16 protein-coding genes are annotated in these 14323 nt (G+C 70.2%); 4 read left to right on the forward strand and 12 right to left on the reverse strand.

Features of this window, described 5'->3' with window-relative positions; all coding sequences use genetic code 11:
- Positions 1 to 140 precede the first annotated feature (140 nt).
- Both ABZT18_RS13100 and ABZT18_RS13105 read left to right on the forward strand, forming a co-directional pair.
- Positions 141 to 272 (forward strand): hypothetical protein, encoded by a 132-nt coding sequence (locus ABZT18_RS13100; protein ID WP_354994431.1) that lies wholly within the window; start codon positions 141 to 143, stop codon positions 270 to 272.
- 64 nt (positions 273 to 336) lie between these two features.
- A complete protein-coding gene (locus ABZT18_RS13105) occupies positions 337 to 1251 on the forward strand; it encodes an SDR family oxidoreductase (protein ID WP_354994430.1) in 915 nt (304 codons plus the stop codon).
- On the opposite strand, the gene ABZT18_RS13110 is transcribed toward ABZT18_RS13105, so the two are convergent.
- The 5 genes from ABZT18_RS13110 to ABZT18_RS13130 are packed head-to-tail and all read right to left on the reverse strand — an operon-like array spanning position 1242 to position 5807.
- Positions 1242 to 2210: a YafY family protein gene (locus ABZT18_RS13110; RefSeq protein ID WP_354994429.1), complete on the reverse strand. Its 969-nt coding sequence runs from the start codon at positions 2208 to 2210 to the stop codon at positions 1242 to 1244. The genes ABZT18_RS13105 and ABZT18_RS13110 overlap by 10 nt on opposite strands.
- A gap of 23 nt (positions 2211 to 2233) precedes the next feature.
- Positions 2234 to 2875: a response regulator transcription factor gene (locus tag ABZT18_RS13115; RefSeq protein ID WP_354994428.1), complete on the reverse strand. Its 642-nt coding sequence runs from the start codon at positions 2873 to 2875 to the stop codon at positions 2234 to 2236.
- A complete protein-coding gene (locus ABZT18_RS13120) occupies positions 2872 to 4155 on the reverse strand; it encodes a sensor histidine kinase (protein WP_355251408.1) in 1284 nt (427 codons plus the stop codon). Before ABZT18_RS13120 ends, ABZT18_RS13115 begins: the two co-directional genes overlap by 4 nt.
- Positions 4152 to 4886 (reverse strand): ABC transporter permease, encoded by a 735-nt coding sequence (locus tag ABZT18_RS13125; protein WP_354994426.1) that lies wholly within the window; start codon positions 4884 to 4886, stop codon positions 4152 to 4154. Before ABZT18_RS13125 ends, ABZT18_RS13120 begins: the two co-directional genes overlap by 4 nt.
- A 12-nt stretch (positions 4887 to 4898) precedes the next feature.
- Positions 4899 to 5807 (reverse strand): ABC transporter ATP-binding protein, encoded by a 909-nt coding sequence (locus ABZT18_RS13130; protein ID WP_354994425.1) that lies wholly within the window; start codon positions 5805 to 5807, stop codon positions 4899 to 4901.
- Positions 5808 to 6005: 198 nt separating this feature from the next.
- On the opposite strand from ABZT18_RS13130, the gene ABZT18_RS13135 reads away from it, so the two are divergent.
- Together ABZT18_RS13135 and ABZT18_RS13140 are read left to right on the forward strand one after the other, a co-directional pair.
- Positions 6006 to 6797: an EI24 domain-containing protein gene (locus ABZT18_RS13135; protein ID WP_354994424.1), complete on the forward strand. Its 792-nt coding sequence runs from the start codon at positions 6006 to 6008 to the stop codon at positions 6795 to 6797.
- A 202-nt stretch (positions 6798 to 6999) separates the two neighbouring features.
- Positions 7000 to 7197: a hypothetical protein gene (locus ABZT18_RS13140; protein ID WP_354994423.1), complete on the forward strand. Its 198-nt coding sequence runs from the start codon at positions 7000 to 7002 to the stop codon at positions 7195 to 7197.
- A gap of 39 nt (positions 7198 to 7236) precedes the next feature.
- Here ABZT18_RS13140 and ABZT18_RS13145 read toward each other — a convergent pair whose 3' ends face one another.
- The 7 genes from ABZT18_RS13145 to ABZT18_RS13175 form a co-directional block, all read right to left on the reverse strand.
- Entirely contained in the window at positions 7237 to 8133 is an 897-nt protein-coding gene (locus tag ABZT18_RS13145; protein WP_354994422.1) for a GNAT family N-acetyltransferase, read from the reverse strand.
- Position 8134: 1 nt separating this feature from the next.
- The gene (locus tag ABZT18_RS13150) at positions 8135 to 8548 is read right to left on the reverse strand and encodes a RidA family protein (protein WP_354994421.1); all 414 of its coding nucleotides are present in this window, start codon (positions 8546 to 8548) and stop codon (positions 8135 to 8137) included.
- 90 nt (positions 8549 to 8638) lie between these two features.
- Entirely contained in the window at positions 8639 to 9646 is a 1008-nt protein-coding gene (locus ABZT18_RS13155; protein WP_354994420.1) for a LacI family DNA-binding transcriptional regulator, read from the reverse strand.
- A 22-nt stretch (positions 9647 to 9668) separates the two neighbouring features.
- On the reverse strand, positions 9669 to 11048 hold the full coding sequence (locus ABZT18_RS13160) for a GH1 family beta-glucosidase (protein ID WP_354994419.1): 1380 nt from the start codon (positions 11046 to 11048) through the stop codon (positions 9669 to 9671).
- Positions 11045 to 11878, reverse strand: a complete 834-nt coding sequence (locus ABZT18_RS13165) for a carbohydrate ABC transporter permease (RefSeq protein ID WP_354994418.1) — start codon at positions 11876 to 11878, stop codon at positions 11045 to 11047. Before ABZT18_RS13165 ends, ABZT18_RS13160 begins: the two co-directional genes overlap by 4 nt.
- Entirely contained in the window at positions 11875 to 12873 is a 999-nt protein-coding gene (locus tag ABZT18_RS13170) for a sugar ABC transporter permease (protein WP_354994417.1), read from the reverse strand. The genes ABZT18_RS13165 and ABZT18_RS13170 overlap by 4 nt, the downstream gene beginning before the upstream one ends.
- A 115-nt stretch (positions 12874 to 12988) precedes the next feature.
- Positions 12989 to 14296: an extracellular solute-binding protein gene (locus ABZT18_RS13175; protein ID WP_354994416.1), complete on the reverse strand. Its 1308-nt coding sequence runs from the start codon at positions 14294 to 14296 to the stop codon at positions 12989 to 12991.
- Positions 14297 to 14323 lie beyond the last annotated feature (27 nt).

Consider the following 14323-nt stretch of genomic DNA (forward strand, 5'->3'; position numbering starts at 1 on the left):
CACGGGGAAGGCCCGCTACGCGGTGTTTCTTCGGGGCATCAACCTCGGCAGGGCTCGGCGGATCGCTCGGCAGGCCGATCGAGGACGAGCTGGCCGGCGCCGAACGCGGCGCGGACCGATATGCCGTCGACGGCACCGAGATGTACATCTGGTGCCCGGCCGGGCTGCGGGACAGCCCGTTGATGAAGGCCCTGGGCAAGATCAAGGATGGTCCACCCAGCACTGTGCGTAACTGGAACACGGTGGAGAAGCTCCTCGCCATGATGCGGTGAGCTGTGCCAGCCCGGTCCGGAATTCGGACGGCGGTTGTCAGGTATTCCTGACAACGTCGCTGGCATGACACAACCGCTAATCGGAAAGATCGCGCTCGTCGCCGGCGCTACCCGGGGTGCCGGGCGGCAGATCGCCGTCCAGCTCGGCGCGGCCGGAGCCACCGTCTACGCCACCGGCCGCAGCACCCGGGCCGGCCGCTCCGAGATGGACCGGCCGGAGACCATCGAGGAGACCGCCGAGCTGGTCACCGCGGCAGGCGGCACGGGCATCGCCGTTCAGGTCGATCACCTGGTGCCCGAACAGGTCCGCGACCTGGTCGCCCGAATCGACGCCGAGCAGGGCCAACTCGACGTGCTGGTCAACGACATCTGGGGCGGCGACCCGCTGGTCACCTGGGAGAAGCCGGTCTGGGAGCAGCCGCTGGACGCCGGCTTTCGCACCCTGCGACTGGCCATCGACACGCACATCATCACCAGTCACTTCGCCCTGCCGCTGCTGATCCGTAAGCCCGGCGGCCTCGTGGTGGAGATGGGCGACGGCACCAAGGCGTACAACGACGACAACTACCGGCTCTCGGTCTTCTACGACCTGGCCAAGGTCTCGGTCACCCGGCTCGCGTTCAGCCAGGCGCACGAGCTGAAGCCGCACGGCTGCACGGCGGTGGCGCTCACCCCCGGCTGGATCCGCTCGGAGGCGATGCTGGAGCACTTCGGCGTGACCGAGGAGAACTGGCGCGACGGCGGGGCCACCGATCCGAACTTCCTCATCTCGGAGACCCCGGCGTTCGTCGGCCGCGCGGTGGCCGCGCTCGCCGCCGACGAGGAGAAGGCCCGCTGGAACGGCAAGTCTGTCGACGCGGGCACGCTGTCCAAGGTGTACGGGTTCACCGATGTCGACGGCAGCCAGCCCGAGGGCTTCCGGTACATCACCGAGGTGGTCGACGCGGGCAAGCCGTCGGACGTCACCGGTTACCGGTAGAGCGCATGGAGGCGGTCGGCCGCCTCGGCGAACAACTGCCGCAGCTCGGGTGGATCGAGGGCCTCCACCTCGGGGCCGAGCGCCAGCAGTTGGTGGTACGCCACCTCGACGGACTCGACCGGCAGCCGGGTTACGACCCACCCCTGCCCGTCGGGCTCGTCGGCGGTGGCGACCACCTCGTCGTACACGAAGGGTGCATCGACCAGGTGCCGGAGCTGGCGCAGGCCGGCCGGGCTGAGCCGCACGGTGACCTCGGCCCGCAGCATGGTCCGCAGGAACGACCCGGCCTGCTCGCGCCAGTGCCCGGCCAGGTCGAAGCCCTCGTCACGCTCGAAATGTTCCTCGCTCACCTCGACACCGGTGATCCGGTCCACCCGGTAGGTGCGCCCGTTGTCGCCGACCCGGCCGACCAGATACCAGACACCACTCTTGAGGACCAGCCCGTACGGGTGGACCCGGCGGGTCACCTCCCGGTCGCCGCGTCGGTAGCGCAACTCCACCACCCGATCCCCCCAGACCGCGCGGGCCAACCCGGCGAGTCGGGGTGGTGGCGCGGTCTCCCGGAACCAGCCCGGCACGTCCAGGTGGAACCGCTGCCCCGCGCGGGCCGGGGCGTCGCGCAGGGCCGGTGGCAGCGCGGCGAGCACCTTCAGCTCGGCGGCGGCGACCGCGTCGGCGAGCCCCATGTCGCCGGCCGGCCCGGGTAGCCCGGCGAGGAAGAGCGCCTCCGCCTCGTCCCGGGTCAGCCCGGTCAGTCTGGTTCGGTAGCCGCCGAGCAGGCGGTAGCCACCGGCCCGACCCCGGTCGGCGTAGACCGGCACGCCTGCGGCGGAGAGGGCCAACACGTCCCGGTAGACGGTCCGCTCGGAGACCTCCAGCTCCCGCGCCAGCTCGCCCGCGGTCATCGACCCGCGTGTCTGCAACAGCAACAACAGCGAGATCAATCGGGACGCGCGCATCCGCCCATCCTGCCCGGCCCCGCTCACCGCCCGCCGGGGGTCAGCAGCCCTCTGTCGTACGCGGTGGCCACCGCGGCGGCCCGGTCGTTGACCCCGAGCTTGGCGTACACGTGCAGCAGGTGCGTCTTGACGGTGGCCTCGCTGATGAACAGTCGAGCCGCGGCCTCCCGATTGGAGGCACCGCGGGCCACCAGGGTGAGCACCTCCAACTCACGCTGGCTGAGCGCCTCCTCGACCGGCGCGCGCAGCCGCCCCATCAGCCGCCCGACGACGCTCGGCGCGAGCACCGACTCACCCCGGGCGGCGGCCCGTACCGCGTGGACCAGGTCGTCGCGGGGCGTGTCCTTGAGCAGGTAGCCGGTGGCACCGGCCTCGATGGCCGGCAGCACGTCCGCGTCCGTGTCGTACGTGGTGAGCACCAACACCCGGGCGGCGCTGCCGGAGCGAGCAAGCCGCCGGATGGCGGTCACCCCGTCCATCCCGGGCATCCGCAGGTCCATCAGCACCACGTCCGGCCGGAGCGTTGCGACCAGCGCCAGCGCCTCCGACCCGTCCGCCGCCTCACCGACCACCTCGAACCCCGGGTCGCCGGTGAACATCCCCCGCAGCCCGTCGCGCACCACCGGATGGTCGTCGACGATCAGCAGCCGGATCGGCCCGCTCATCCGGCGCTCCCGGCGAGCGCGGGCACGGAGGCTGAGACGGCGGTGCCGATGCCCGGCTCGCTCTCGACGGCCAACTCGCCGCCGACCCGGGCCACCCGCTGCCGCATGACGGTCAGTCCGTACCCGCCGTCGGGTCGGTCCAGCGCGGTGAGGTCGTCGACGGCGAAGCCCACCCCGTCGTCCCGGATGTCCAGGGTGACGACGTCCCCCATGTACGACAGGGTGAGCCCGACCCGGGTCGCCTTGGCGTGCCGGCCCACGTTGGCCAGCGCCTCCTGGCCGGTCCGCAGCAGGGTCACCTCGACCTCCGGGTGCAGCGGGCGGGCGTCGCCGGTGACGTTGACCTCGGCGCGGATTTCGTTGATCGTCGACCAGCGTTCGGTCAGCTCCGCCAGCGCTTCGGGCAGCCGCGTGCCCTCCAGCGCCTCGGGGCGGACTGCCCGCACCGAGCGACGCGCCTCGGTGAGGCTCTCCCGGGCCAGGGTGACGGCCCTCGACACGTGCCGCTGCCAGTCGGCGTGCCGGTCCCGAGCCACCCCGGCCGCCTCCAGTTGAGTGATGATGCCGGTGAGACCCTGCGCCAGGGTGTCGTGGATCTCCCGGGCCATCCGCTGCCGCTCGTCGGTCACCCCGGCCTCCCTGGCCTGGGTGAGCAACTGGACGTGCAGTCCGTCGTTCTCCCGCATCGTCTCGGCCAGCCGGCGGTTCGTCTCGGCCAACTCCTCAACCAACTGCTTGCGGTAGGCGTGCTGCCGGTCGTTGACGGTGCTGAACCAGGTCACGGCACCGGCCAGACCCAGATTGAACAACGCCAGCACACCCCAGAGCAGCCAGTGCGGCAGTGTGGACGGCAGGCCCCCGCTCTGCGCGGTGGTGACCAGCACGGCCGACACGGCCACCCCGGCGAACCGCCAGTTGCCGGGCAGCGCGAACGCGTGCAGGAAACCGCTCCACGCGAGGAAGCCGTACCACGGACTGTCGAGCACCAGGATGGCGCTGAACGTGAGGAAACCGAGGTAGTAGACCACCATCAGCACGCGCCGGATCGCCCAGCCGGGGTGCAGGGTGACGAACCAGGCGATCCAGGCCGCTGTCGCCGCGGCGACGAACAGGTGGGGGACGAACGAGACGCCCCCCGGCGCTGGCGCGGCGGTGGTGAGCAGCGTTCCGACGGCCAGCCCGAGGTACGGCGCCAACCGGTGCAGGCCCGCTTCCCGGGTCTCCCAGGCGGCCAGACGGTCGACCTGCTCGACGGTGGTGACCATCGGACCCCCGCTCATTCCCAGCGGAACAGTTTCGCCGCCACCACACCCGCCAGCAGGGCGGCCGCCGCCATTATCCCGAGGTGCGACAGGTGTGGCGATTCCCCGGTCCAGGCATCGAGCAATGCCTGCACCCCGGGTGGCGTGTAGTCGCCGATCCGGACCAGGAAGTCCGGCAGGAGGAACCGGGGTACGTAGACGCCACCGAAGAACATGACCGCCATGAACAGCGGCACGGCCATCGCCTGTGCCGACTTTGCCGTCCGCGCCACCGCCGCCACGAGCAGGCCGAGCGCCAGCAGGGCCCCCGTGCCGAGGAGGAGGGCCAGTGTGAAGCCCAGCGGGTTCTGGGGCAACGGCACATCGAACGCCAACCGGCCCACCGCGACGAGCAGCACGGCGCTGACCAGGATGGTGGCGAGCGAGATGAGCAGTTGAGCGGCCAACAGCGCGGCCGGGCTGGCCGGGGTGGTGGCCAGCCGGCGCAGCACCCCACGCTCCCGGTAGGTGGCCAGCACCGTGGGGAGGATGTTGACCGCCGACATGGCGAGCGTGATCACCAGCAGTGAGGGGGCGAAATACTGGATGAAGGACAGGTCGCCGAACTGCGTCTCCGGCTGACGTGTCGACGGGATCAGCCCGAACACCACCAGCAGCGCGAGCGGCAACGCGATGGTGGTCAGCGGCGAGCCGAAGTCCCGCAGGAAGAGCCGTGTCTCGATCTTCAGGATCTGCCCGAAGGCGTGCATGTCCGTTCTCCCTCAGGCGTTGGGCCGGTGCCCGGTCAGCTCGACGAACGCGTCGTCGAGGGTGGACTGCTCCAGCCGCAGGTCGGCGGCGACGATCTGGTTGCGGGCGAGCACCGAGGTGACCGCGTGCAGCAACTCACCGGTCCCGGTCACCACCACCTGGCTGCCGGTGCGCTTCACACCGGAAACCTCGGGCAGGTCGGTGAGGAGCCGGTCGTCGACCGGGGCGGACGGCCGGAACCGAACCCGCTGCTCCGGCGCCACCGCCGACACCAGGCCCGCCGGGGTGTCCAGCGCGACCACCCGGCCCCTGTCGATCACCGCAATCCGGTCACAGAGCCGCTCCGCCTCCTCCATGAAGTGAGTAACCAGCACGATCGTCACTCCGGTGTCCCGCACCTGCTCGATGAGGCCCCAGGTGTCCCGCCGAGCCTGCGGGTCCAGCCCGGTGGTCAGCTCGTCGAGGATCGCGATCTCCGGGTTGCCGATCAGCGCCAGCGCGATCGACAGCCGCTGCTTCTGACCACCGGAGAGCTTCTTGTACGGGGTGTTCCGTTTCTCGCCGAGGCCCAGGCTCTCGATCAACCTGGCCGGATCGGCCGGGCGGCGGTAGAACGACGCGTACAGCTCCAGGGCCTCAGCCACCCGGAGTTGGTCCGGCAGTTGGCTCTCCTGAAGTTGCACCCCGACCCGCTGCCGGAGTTGGGCCGCGTCCCCTCGGGGGTCGATCCCGAGGACCGACACCCCGCCCCCGTCGGGGACGCGCAGCCCGGCGACACACTCCACGGTGGTGGTCTTGCCGGCACCGTTGGGGCCGAGGACACCGAAGATCTCCCCGGCCTCGACCGCGAACGACACGTCGTCCACCGCCACCAGATCGCCGTACCGCTTGTGCAGTTTGGTCACCTCGATGACCGGCATCGCGCCGCCCTTCCGCCGCTGGCTTCGTACCCCTCAAGGGTTGTCGAGGTGGCCCGGCGGCGAATCGACCGGTCGGCGAAGATCACCGGCGTCCCCGGTTGATCGTGTCCGTCCGTCAACCGGTTGATGTGGACGAGACGAGTCGCTGCTAGCGCTCCGCCCGGCGGATCCGATCACCGCTCGCTAGGCTGCTCGATCGTGGACGTCAGCAGAATCGCCAGCCCGGTGACCGGGGTCGTCGGACGCTTCTTCGCCGGGGCGGGGCTGCTCCTGCGAGGGCTGGGTCTCTATGTTCGCAGCCCCGGTCTGATGCTGCTCGGCGTCGTGCCGGCACTGATCTCCGGCGCGCTCTTCGTGGCCGCGCTCGCGACCCTGGTGTACTTCGTGGACGACCTCGCCGCGCTGGTCACCCCGTTCGCCGACGACTGGTCGAGCACCACCCGCGGCCTGGTCCGGGTGATCGCCGGGCTGGCCTTCCTGGGGGTCGGCGGCCTGCTCGGAGTGCTCACCTTCACCGCGGTCACCCTGGTCATCGGCGACCCGTTCTACGAGAAGATCTCCGAGCAGGTCGAGCAGCGGTACGGGGGCACGCCGGGCGCAGTGGACGTGCCCTTCTGGTCGTCGCTACGCCGTAGCGTCGCCGACTCGCTACGCCTGGTGGCGCTCACGGTGCTGGTCGGCATCCCGCTCTTCTTCGCCGGCTTCATCCCGGTGATCGGCCAGACGGTCGTTCCGGTGATCGGGGCGGCGGTGGGCGGCTGGTTTCTCGCCGTGGAGTTGGTCGGGGCCCCGTTCTACCGGCGCGGAATGCGTCTGCCGCAGCGCCGGACGATCCTGAAGGCCGACCGGCCCACCGCGCTCGGCTTCGGGGTGGCGGTCTTCCTCTGCTTCCTCATTCCGCTCGGCGCGGTGCTGATCATGCCGGCGGCGGTCGCCGGTGCCACCCTGCTGGCCCGTCGATCGCTCGGCCAACCGATCGACGAGAGCTGACATGGAAATCGCCCTGGTGTTCGTCGGCACCGATCTTCTAGCTTGATCATTTGGTGGCGGTCGCGGCCTCGGTGCCCTCTCGGGTAAGAGTGTCGCTGGTGAGCCGTATACCAGGGAGTCATATTCATACCTCAGAGGTATATCGCTTGCCGGAGCGGCACCGCGTCGACGGGCGTTACTCGCGCACCAGCGAACCCAGTCGGTGCGACTACGCTGCCCGTGCGTCATCGAGTTTTACGGTCACTCGATCGCTCTGGCGTTCTACCTGGCCTGCTCGGTGCAGGAGGCTGTCGACGACATGTACGGCCTGGGTGGCCGTCCGGATCTCGCCGTGATGCACACCCGTTTTCTCGGGTGGCTCTCCCTGGCCCGCCGCTCGCGCCGGGCCGATCGCTATTGAGGAACGGGCTCCTGGCGGAGGTCCACTCTCGCCTGTTGATCAGGTCAGGTCTGCCAGGCAGGACCACTCGGCTGCCACCGGGCGGTAGCCCAGCCGGGTGTTGATCGCGAGCATCGGCCCGTTCGCCTCGTCGTTCGAGGTGTACGCGACGCGCACGCCGTTCGCGGCGGCCCGGTGCAGCGCCACCGTCTTGGCCAGTCGGGCCAGGCCACGCCCCCGGTACGCCGGGATGCTGGCGGTGAAGTCCGACCACATCCGGTCCCCGTCCCGCTTCACCAGGCTGAACGCGGCCACCTCCCCGTCGACTTCGACGGCGGTGCTGGCCTCCTTGTCCAGGCCCAGGTTGTCCCAGGCGTCGTACAGCCAGTTCTCGTAGCTGATCGAGTCGACCGGTACGTCGCCCGGCTCGTCCAGCGCCGCGGCCACGTCCGCCGCGTAGAGCCGGTGCGGGTCCAGTTCCGCGATCGGACGCAGCCGTACGCCCGGTGGCGGGTCGGGCAGCGCGGGTGCCGGATTCAGGTCGAGCGCCGAGAAGCGCAGCTCGCGACTGGGCTCGTAGCCGTGCCGACGGACGAACGGCAGCGCCTCCGGCTGGGCGAAGGCGCGGAGCCGGTGGACCCCCAGCGGGGCTAGGTGACCTGTCGCGGTCGTCAGCAGCGCGGTGCCGATGCCGCGCCGCCGGTGCTCGGGGTGTACGTGCAGCAGGGAGATGTCGCCGAAACCCGCGGTCGAGGTCGAATCGTTGCGTTGCGCCGTCACCCATCCGACGATCTGGGCGTCGACCTCGGCCACGAAGGCGGCCCAGTCCCTGCCCGGTACCGGCTCGGCGATCATCTTCCGGGTCGATTCGACCCCGCGCACCAGGTACGGGTAGACCATCGTCCGGAGCGCCACCACGGCTGGGGCGTCGTCGGGCTGCGCCACACGGATCCGCATGTCAGGCCTCCATCCGGACGGCGGCGACGGCCTCGACCTCGACGAGTTGCTCGGTGTAGCCGAGCACGGCGACCCCGAGCAGCGTGCTGGGCGGGTCGTGGTCGCCGAAGAAGTCCCGCACCACCTCCCAGACCTGCACCAGGTCGGCCTGCTGGGACGACGCCACGTAGACGGTGGTCTTGACGACGTCGGTCAGTCGGGCGCCGGCCGCACCGAGGGCGGTTTCCAGGTTGGCGGTCACCTGCCGGGCCTGTGCGACGTGGTCGCCCGGTGCGACGACGCGACCCTCGGCGTCCAGCGGGCACGCGCCAGCGGTGAAGACCAGCCGGGCGGGTGGCTCGACAGTGGCCGCGTACGCGTACTCGGCGACATCGGAGAGGACAGGGACGTGCAGCAGCGCGACGGGATCCGGCATGACCGCGAGGCTAACGACGATGGAACGCCAGAGCGACGCAAATAAAGCGTCGAGCGGAGCAGTGCCGCGTCCGCCCATCGACGACCACGCTCAGGCGGAGTCGCGTCGGATCAGCTCGGTGGGAAGCATGACCGCCTGCTCGATGGTCTCCCCGGCGGCCAGCCGGAGCAGTTGGCGGGTCATCCGGCGGCCGATCTCCACGATCGGCTGCCGGACGGTGGTCAGCGGCGGCTCGGTGTACGCGGCGGTCTCGATGTCGTCGAAGCCGACCACCGCGACGTCCTCCGGCACCCGCCGACCGGCCTCGCGCAGCGCCCGCATAGCGGCGTGCGCCATCAGGTCGGAGGCGGCGAAGACCCCGTCCAGGTCAGGGTGTTCGGTGAGCAGCCGGTGCATCGCCGCCGAGCCGGACTCCCGGGTGAAGTCGCCGACGGCGATCATCTCGGGCAGCCCAGCGTCGGCGACCGTGGTGCGGTAACCGCTGAGCCGTTCGATTCCGGCGACCATGTCCTGCGGCCCGGCGATGGTGGCGATCCGCCGGCGACCGCTGTCGATCATGTGTCGTACGGCTGCGGTCACCCCGCCCACGTGGTCGACGTCGACGTACGGCACGGGCACGTCGCCGAGCGGCCGGCCGCTGCACACCACCGGGATGCCGAGCCGGGCCAGCGTGCCGGGCAGCGGGTCGGCGCCGTGCAGTGAGGCGAAGAGCACCCCGTCGACGTGCCGGCCGGTGGTGTACCGCTCGACCCGCTGATGCCCGGCCGGCGAACCGGCGAGCATCAGGACCAGTTGCTTGTCGGCCGCCTCCAGCTCCTGGCTGACGCCACGGATGATGCCGGGGAAGACCTGGTCGTCGGAGAAGACCCGGGTGGCCGCCTCTGGCATGACCAGGGCGATCGAGTCGGTGCGCTGGGTGACCAGGCTGCGGGCGGCGAGGTTGGGGACGTACCCCAACTCGGCGACTGCCCGGGTGACCGCCTCCCGGATCGGCTCGGCGACGGTGGTGGAGCCGTTGACCACGCGGGACACCGTGGCCCGGGACACCCCGGCCCGTGCCGCCACCGCCTCGAGCGTCGGCCGCTGCGCTGTCGTCATCGCGCCTTCCCCCCCCCGCTCGTCACAGCCCGTTCCGGGAGATCACCTCCTGGTACCACCGGGCGCTGGCCTTCGGTGTGCGCCGCTGGGTCAGGTAGTCGACGTGCACGATCCCGAACCGCTTGCGGTAACCCTCCGCCCACTCGAAGTTGTCCAGGAATGACCATACGAGATAACCGCGCAGGTCCACGCCCCGGGAGATCGCCTCGTGTGCGGCACGGAGGTGCCCGTCGAGGTAGGCGATGCGATCGGCATCGATGACCTGCGTCGGCCCGTTGGGCGAGTCGGCGCCCGGCTTGTCGGGGAACGCCGCACCGTTCTCGGTGATCAGCAGCGGCACCCCGGGGTAGTCGGTGGCGATCCGCTCCAACAGCCGGGTCAGCCCGGCCGGCTCGATCATCCAGCCCATGTCGGTGAGTGGCCCCGTCGGCGGGAGGAAGTGCACCGCGCCCTCGGTGCCCGGGTACGCGTCGTTACCGGCACCGTCGGGCCGGCCTGCCACGTAACCGGGGGCGTAGTAGTTGATGCCGAGCAGGTCGATCGGGGCGGCGATCAGCTTCTCGTCGCCGTCCCGGATGAACGTCGGCTCGACGATGCGTGCCACATGCTCGCGGACGTCGTCCGGGTAACCACCGGCCAGCAGCGGGTCGAGGAAGATCCGGTTGTGCAGACCGTCGACCAGGCGGACCGCGGCGGCGTCGGCCGCGCTCTGCGGGTCGGCCGGCCGCACGTCGGCCGGATTGAGGGTGATGCCCACGCTGCGCGCGCCGGCCGCCCGCAGCGCCCGCGCCGCCAGGCCGTGCCCGAGCAGCAGATGGTGTACGGCGGTGAAGGCCGCCGCCGGATCCTGCTCGCCCGGAGCGTGCACCCCGTTGCCGTAACCGAGGTAGGCCGCACACCACGGCTCGTTGAGCGTGGTCCACACGTCCACCCGGTCGCCGAGGCGGGCGTACACCGCCGTGGCGTAGGTGGCGAAGTGCTCGGCGGTGTCCCGGTTGGTCCAGCCGCCACGGTCGCCCAGGGTCTGGGGCAGGTCCCAGTGGTAGAGGGTGACGATCGGGTCGATCCCCCGGTCGAGCAGGGCGTCGGTGAGCCGGTCGTAGAAGTCCAGCCCGCGCGGGTTGGCCGGGCCGGTGCCGTCCGGCTGGATCCGCGGCCAGGCGACCGAGAAACGGTACGCCCGCAGCCCCAGCTCGGCCATCAGCGCCACGTCATCGGCGTACCGGTGATAGTGGTCGCAGGCGACGTCGCCGGTGTGGCCCTGGTACACCTTGCCCGGCGTACGGCTGAAGGTGTCCCAGATGGACGGACCGCGACCGTCGTCGCGGACCGCGCCCTCGATCTGGTACGCGGCGGTGGCCGCCCCCCAGAGGAAATGCTCGGGAAAACGGAGCCCATTCACGCCTTGACCGCACCTTCCATGATCCCGCCGATGATCTGCCGGCCGAACAACACGAAGACCAGTAGCAGGGGCAGCGTCGCGATGGCTGTCCCGGTGAACACCTGCGACATGTCCTGGTAGTACCCGTCCGACAGTGCCCGCAGGGAGAGCTGCACGGTCGGATTTGCCGGATCGTTCAGCACAGCGTACGGCCACAGGAAGTCGTTCCAGGTGGTCATGAACGTGAGCAGGCCGAGCACGGCGGCGGCGGGGCGCAGCGCGGGTACCACCACGTGCCACCAGATCCGGGCGGTGCCGCAGCCGTCCATCCGGGCGGCCTCGATCAGCTCGTCGCTGACCGCCTGGCCGGCGTACTGCCGCATCATGAACACCCCGAACCCGGTGACCAGAGCCGGCACGATCACCGCGGGCAGCCGGTCGTTCCACTGCAGTCGGGTCATCAGCATGTACAGCGGGATCACACCGAGCTGGGTCGGGATCATCATTGTCGCGATGACCGCCAACAGCAGCGCGTTGCGGCCGCGGAACCGTAGCTTCGCGAAGGCGAAGCCGGCCAGGCTGGCGAAGAACACCACGGAGACGGTCACCGTGCCGGCCACGATCGTCGAGTTGATCAGGCCGGTCAGGAAGTACGCGTCGGCGTTGTCGAACAGCCGGGCGATGTTGGCTCCCAGGTTCCCGCCCGGTGTCATCGGCGGCGGCAGCTGACCCATCGCGTCGCTGGACCGGCTGGCCACCACGAACATCCACCAGATCGGAAAGACCGACATCCCGACGGCCATCACCAGGGCCAGGTACGTCAGCGGGCTGGCCCGCCAGAGCCGGCTCATCGTCCCGCTCCCTTCCCGAAATTCGGTCCCGATCCGCCGCCCATGCGTCGCAGGACCAGCACGTTGACCGCCGCCACGATCGCGATGAGCGCGAAGAGCAGCCAGGCCACGGCTGAGCCGTACCCGAAGTTGTAGTGCGGTGCGAAGGCGTTCTCGAACATGTACATGGTCACGGTCTGTGACTCCCGGAGCGAGCCGCCTCGGATCGGGTTGGTGCCGGAGTGGAACAGCCGGGGCTCGGTGAAGAGCTGCAACCCGCCGATGGTGGAGATGATGACGCAGAAGATGATCGTCGGCTTGAGCAGCGGCACGGTGATCGCCCAGAACTGCCGGACCCGGTTGGCGCCGTCGATCGCCGCCGATTCGTACAGGTCGCGGGGGATGGCCTGCATCGCGGCCAGGAGGATCAGCGCGTTGTAGCCGGTCCACCGCCAGTCGACCATGGCGGAGATGGCCACCCAGGAGGCGAACCGGTCGGTCTTCCATCCGATCGGGTCCACCCCGACCAGGTCGAGCAGCCAGTTGATCATGCCGAACTCGCGGCCGAAGAGCACCCCGAACACGATCGCCACGGCGGCGGTGGAGGTCACGTTGGGGACGAGCACCGCCATCCGCCAGCCGGTCCGGGCCCGCAGCCCTCGGTTGAGCAGGTTGGCCAGCCAGAGCGCGGCGAGCAGTTGCGGAACGGTGGAGATGACGAAGATGCCCAGCGTGTTGACCACCGCGTGCCAGAAGTCGGCATCGGCCAGCAGTTGGGTGTAGTTCGCCGCGCCCACGAACGGGTGGTCGGTGCCGAGCAGATCCCAGTCGTGCAGCGAAACCCAGAAGGTGTACGCCAGCGGGTAGGCCCCGAAGACTGCGAAGAGCAGGAAGAACGGGGCGATGTAGAGGTACGGCGAGAGCCGGTTGTCGAGCCGGCTGAACCGACCCAGCGATCGGCGGTGGCCACCGGATGCCGGTGCGACCGGCGGACGCGCGTCAAGCTGAACGGTCATGCCCGAAAAACTCCTTTCGGCCCTCCCACCCCCGCGCCGATCTAGGGCATATCGCGGCCAGTTGATCTCTGATCACGACGATTCGCCCTAGATCGGCGCGGGGGTGGGGAAGGGGCTACTTCGCGGCGGCCTTCTTCGCGTTGGTTAGCGCGTCGGTCCAGCCTTGGCTGGGGTTGCGCTGGCCCAGCTCCACGGTGCGTACGGCGTTCTCCACCTCGGTGCGGACGGCCTGGTTCTTCGGGCCCATGTAGACCGGCTTCAGGCTCTTCGCGCCGGTGCCGAAGATGGTGCCGACCGGTGCCCCCGAGAAGTACGCGTTGGTCGCGCCGGTGATCGCCGGGTCGTCGAGCGCCTGCGGCGAGGAGGGCAGCGGGCCCTTGGCCTTGAACGCCCCGATCTGGCCCTTGGCGCTGGTCAGGAACTTGGCCAGCTCGATCGCCTCGGCCTGGTGCTTGCTCTGCTTCGGCACGGCGAGGTGCGAGCCGCCCCAGTTGCCGCCGCTGCCGGGCACCTGGGCGATGTCCCACTTGCCCTGGGCGGTCGGGCCGGAGTTGCTCTCGATGACACCGGTCATCCAGGCGGGGCAGGCGATGGTGGCGAACTTCGACTGCTTGAAGGCGGAGACCCACTCCTCGGACCAGGAGCCGTACTTTCCGGACAGGCCCGAGTCGACGATGTCCATGGTGGTGTCCCACGCCTGCCGTACGGCAGGGTTGCTGTCGACGACGACGTTGCCGTTGGTGTCGTAGTAGCTGTAGCCGGTCGTGTTGCCGGCGGTCTGCAGCAGGATGGTGTTGAAGGTGTTGGTCGCCGCGTCGAGGAAGGACGCCCCGGTCTTGGCCGCGACGAACCGCTCCCCGGTGGCGATGTAGTCCTGCCAGGTCGGCCAGAGCTTCGAGACCGCGCCCCGCTCGGTGGGCAGGCCGGCCTTGGCGAACAGGTCCGTGCGGTAGCACATGGCGATGCCGCCGACGTCGGTGCCGAGGCCGATGAGCTGCTTGCCGTCGGCGGTCAGGCCGGCGTTCCACTTCCACTCGAGGAAGTTGCCCTTGAGGTCGGCGGCGCCGTGGTCGAGCAGGTTGACGAAGTTGCCGGGGTTGGCCTTGTACTCGACCAGGAGGCCTTCCTCGATGGCCACCACGTCACCGGCGCCTCGGCCGGCGGCCAGCCACTGGGTCAGCTTCGGTGAGTACTCGTCGAGGTTGGTGCCGGCACCGCGTTCGACGATCTTCACGTCGGGGTGCGCGCTCATGTACTCCTGGTAGAGCTGCTCGTAGCCGAACTGGCCGAAGACGTCGACGGTCAGCGTGACCGGTCCGTCCCCGTCCGCCTCGTCGGCACCGCCGCAGCCAGCGGTGACGAGCAGGGTGGTGGCGGCGGCGAGGGCCACCGCGGCGAGGCGGCGGCGCGGGAAGACAGCCATGGGATTCGGACCCCTCTCAGGGTGGTC

It is taken from the genome of Micromonospora sp. NPDC005291 (assembly GCF_040607415.1).
In the GTDB taxonomy this organism is placed as follows: Bacteria; Actinomycetota; Actinomycetes; order Mycobacteriales; family Micromonosporaceae; genus Micromonospora.

Coding starts and splice junctions, on each gene's coding strand:
- ABZT18_RS13100 (WP_354994431.1), top strand. CDS start 141: ATGTACATCTGGTGCCCGGCCGGGCTGCGGGACAGCCCGTTGATGAAG.
- ABZT18_RS13125 (WP_354994426.1), bottom strand. CDS start 4,886: ATGCACGCCTTCGGGCAGATCCTGAAGATCGAGACACGGCTCTTCCTG.
- ABZT18_RS13165 (WP_354994418.1), bottom strand. CDS start 11,878: ATGAGCCGGCTCTGGCGGGCCAGCCCGCTGACGTACCTGGCCCTGGTG.
- ABZT18_RS13150 (WP_354994421.1), bottom strand. CDS start 8,548: ATGCCGGATCCCGTCGCGCTGCTGCACGTCCCTGTCCTCTCCGATGTC.
- ABZT18_RS13110 (WP_354994429.1), bottom strand. CDS start 2,210: ATGCGCGCGTCCCGATTGATCTCGCTGTTGTTGCTGTTGCAGACACGC.
- ABZT18_RS13175 (WP_354994416.1), bottom strand. CDS start 14,296: ATGGCTGTCTTCCCGCGCCGCCGCCTCGCCGCGGTGGCCCTCGCCGCC.
- ABZT18_RS13120 (WP_355251408.1), bottom strand. CDS start 4,155: ATGAGCGGGGGTCCGATGGTCACCACCGTCGAGCAGGTCGACCGTCTG.
- ABZT18_RS13145 (WP_354994422.1), bottom strand. CDS start 8,133: ATGCGGATCCGTGTGGCGCAGCCCGACGACGCCCCAGCCGTGGTGGCG.
- ABZT18_RS13130 (WP_354994425.1), bottom strand. CDS start 5,807: ATGCCGGTCATCGAGGTGACCAAACTGCACAAGCGGTACGGCGATCTG.
- ABZT18_RS13105 (WP_354994430.1), top strand. CDS start 337: ATGACACAACCGCTAATCGGAAAGATCGCGCTCGTCGCCGGCGCTACC.
- ABZT18_RS13115 (WP_354994428.1), bottom strand. CDS start 2,875: ATGAGCGGGCCGATCCGGCTGCTGATCGTCGACGACCATCCGGTGGTG.
- ABZT18_RS13155 (WP_354994420.1), bottom strand. CDS start 9,646: ATGACGACAGCGCAGCGGCCGACGCTCGAGGCGGTGGCGGCACGGGCC.
- ABZT18_RS13170 (WP_354994417.1), bottom strand. CDS start 12,873: ATGACCGTTCAGCTTGACGCGCGTCCGCCGGTCGCACCGGCATCCGGT.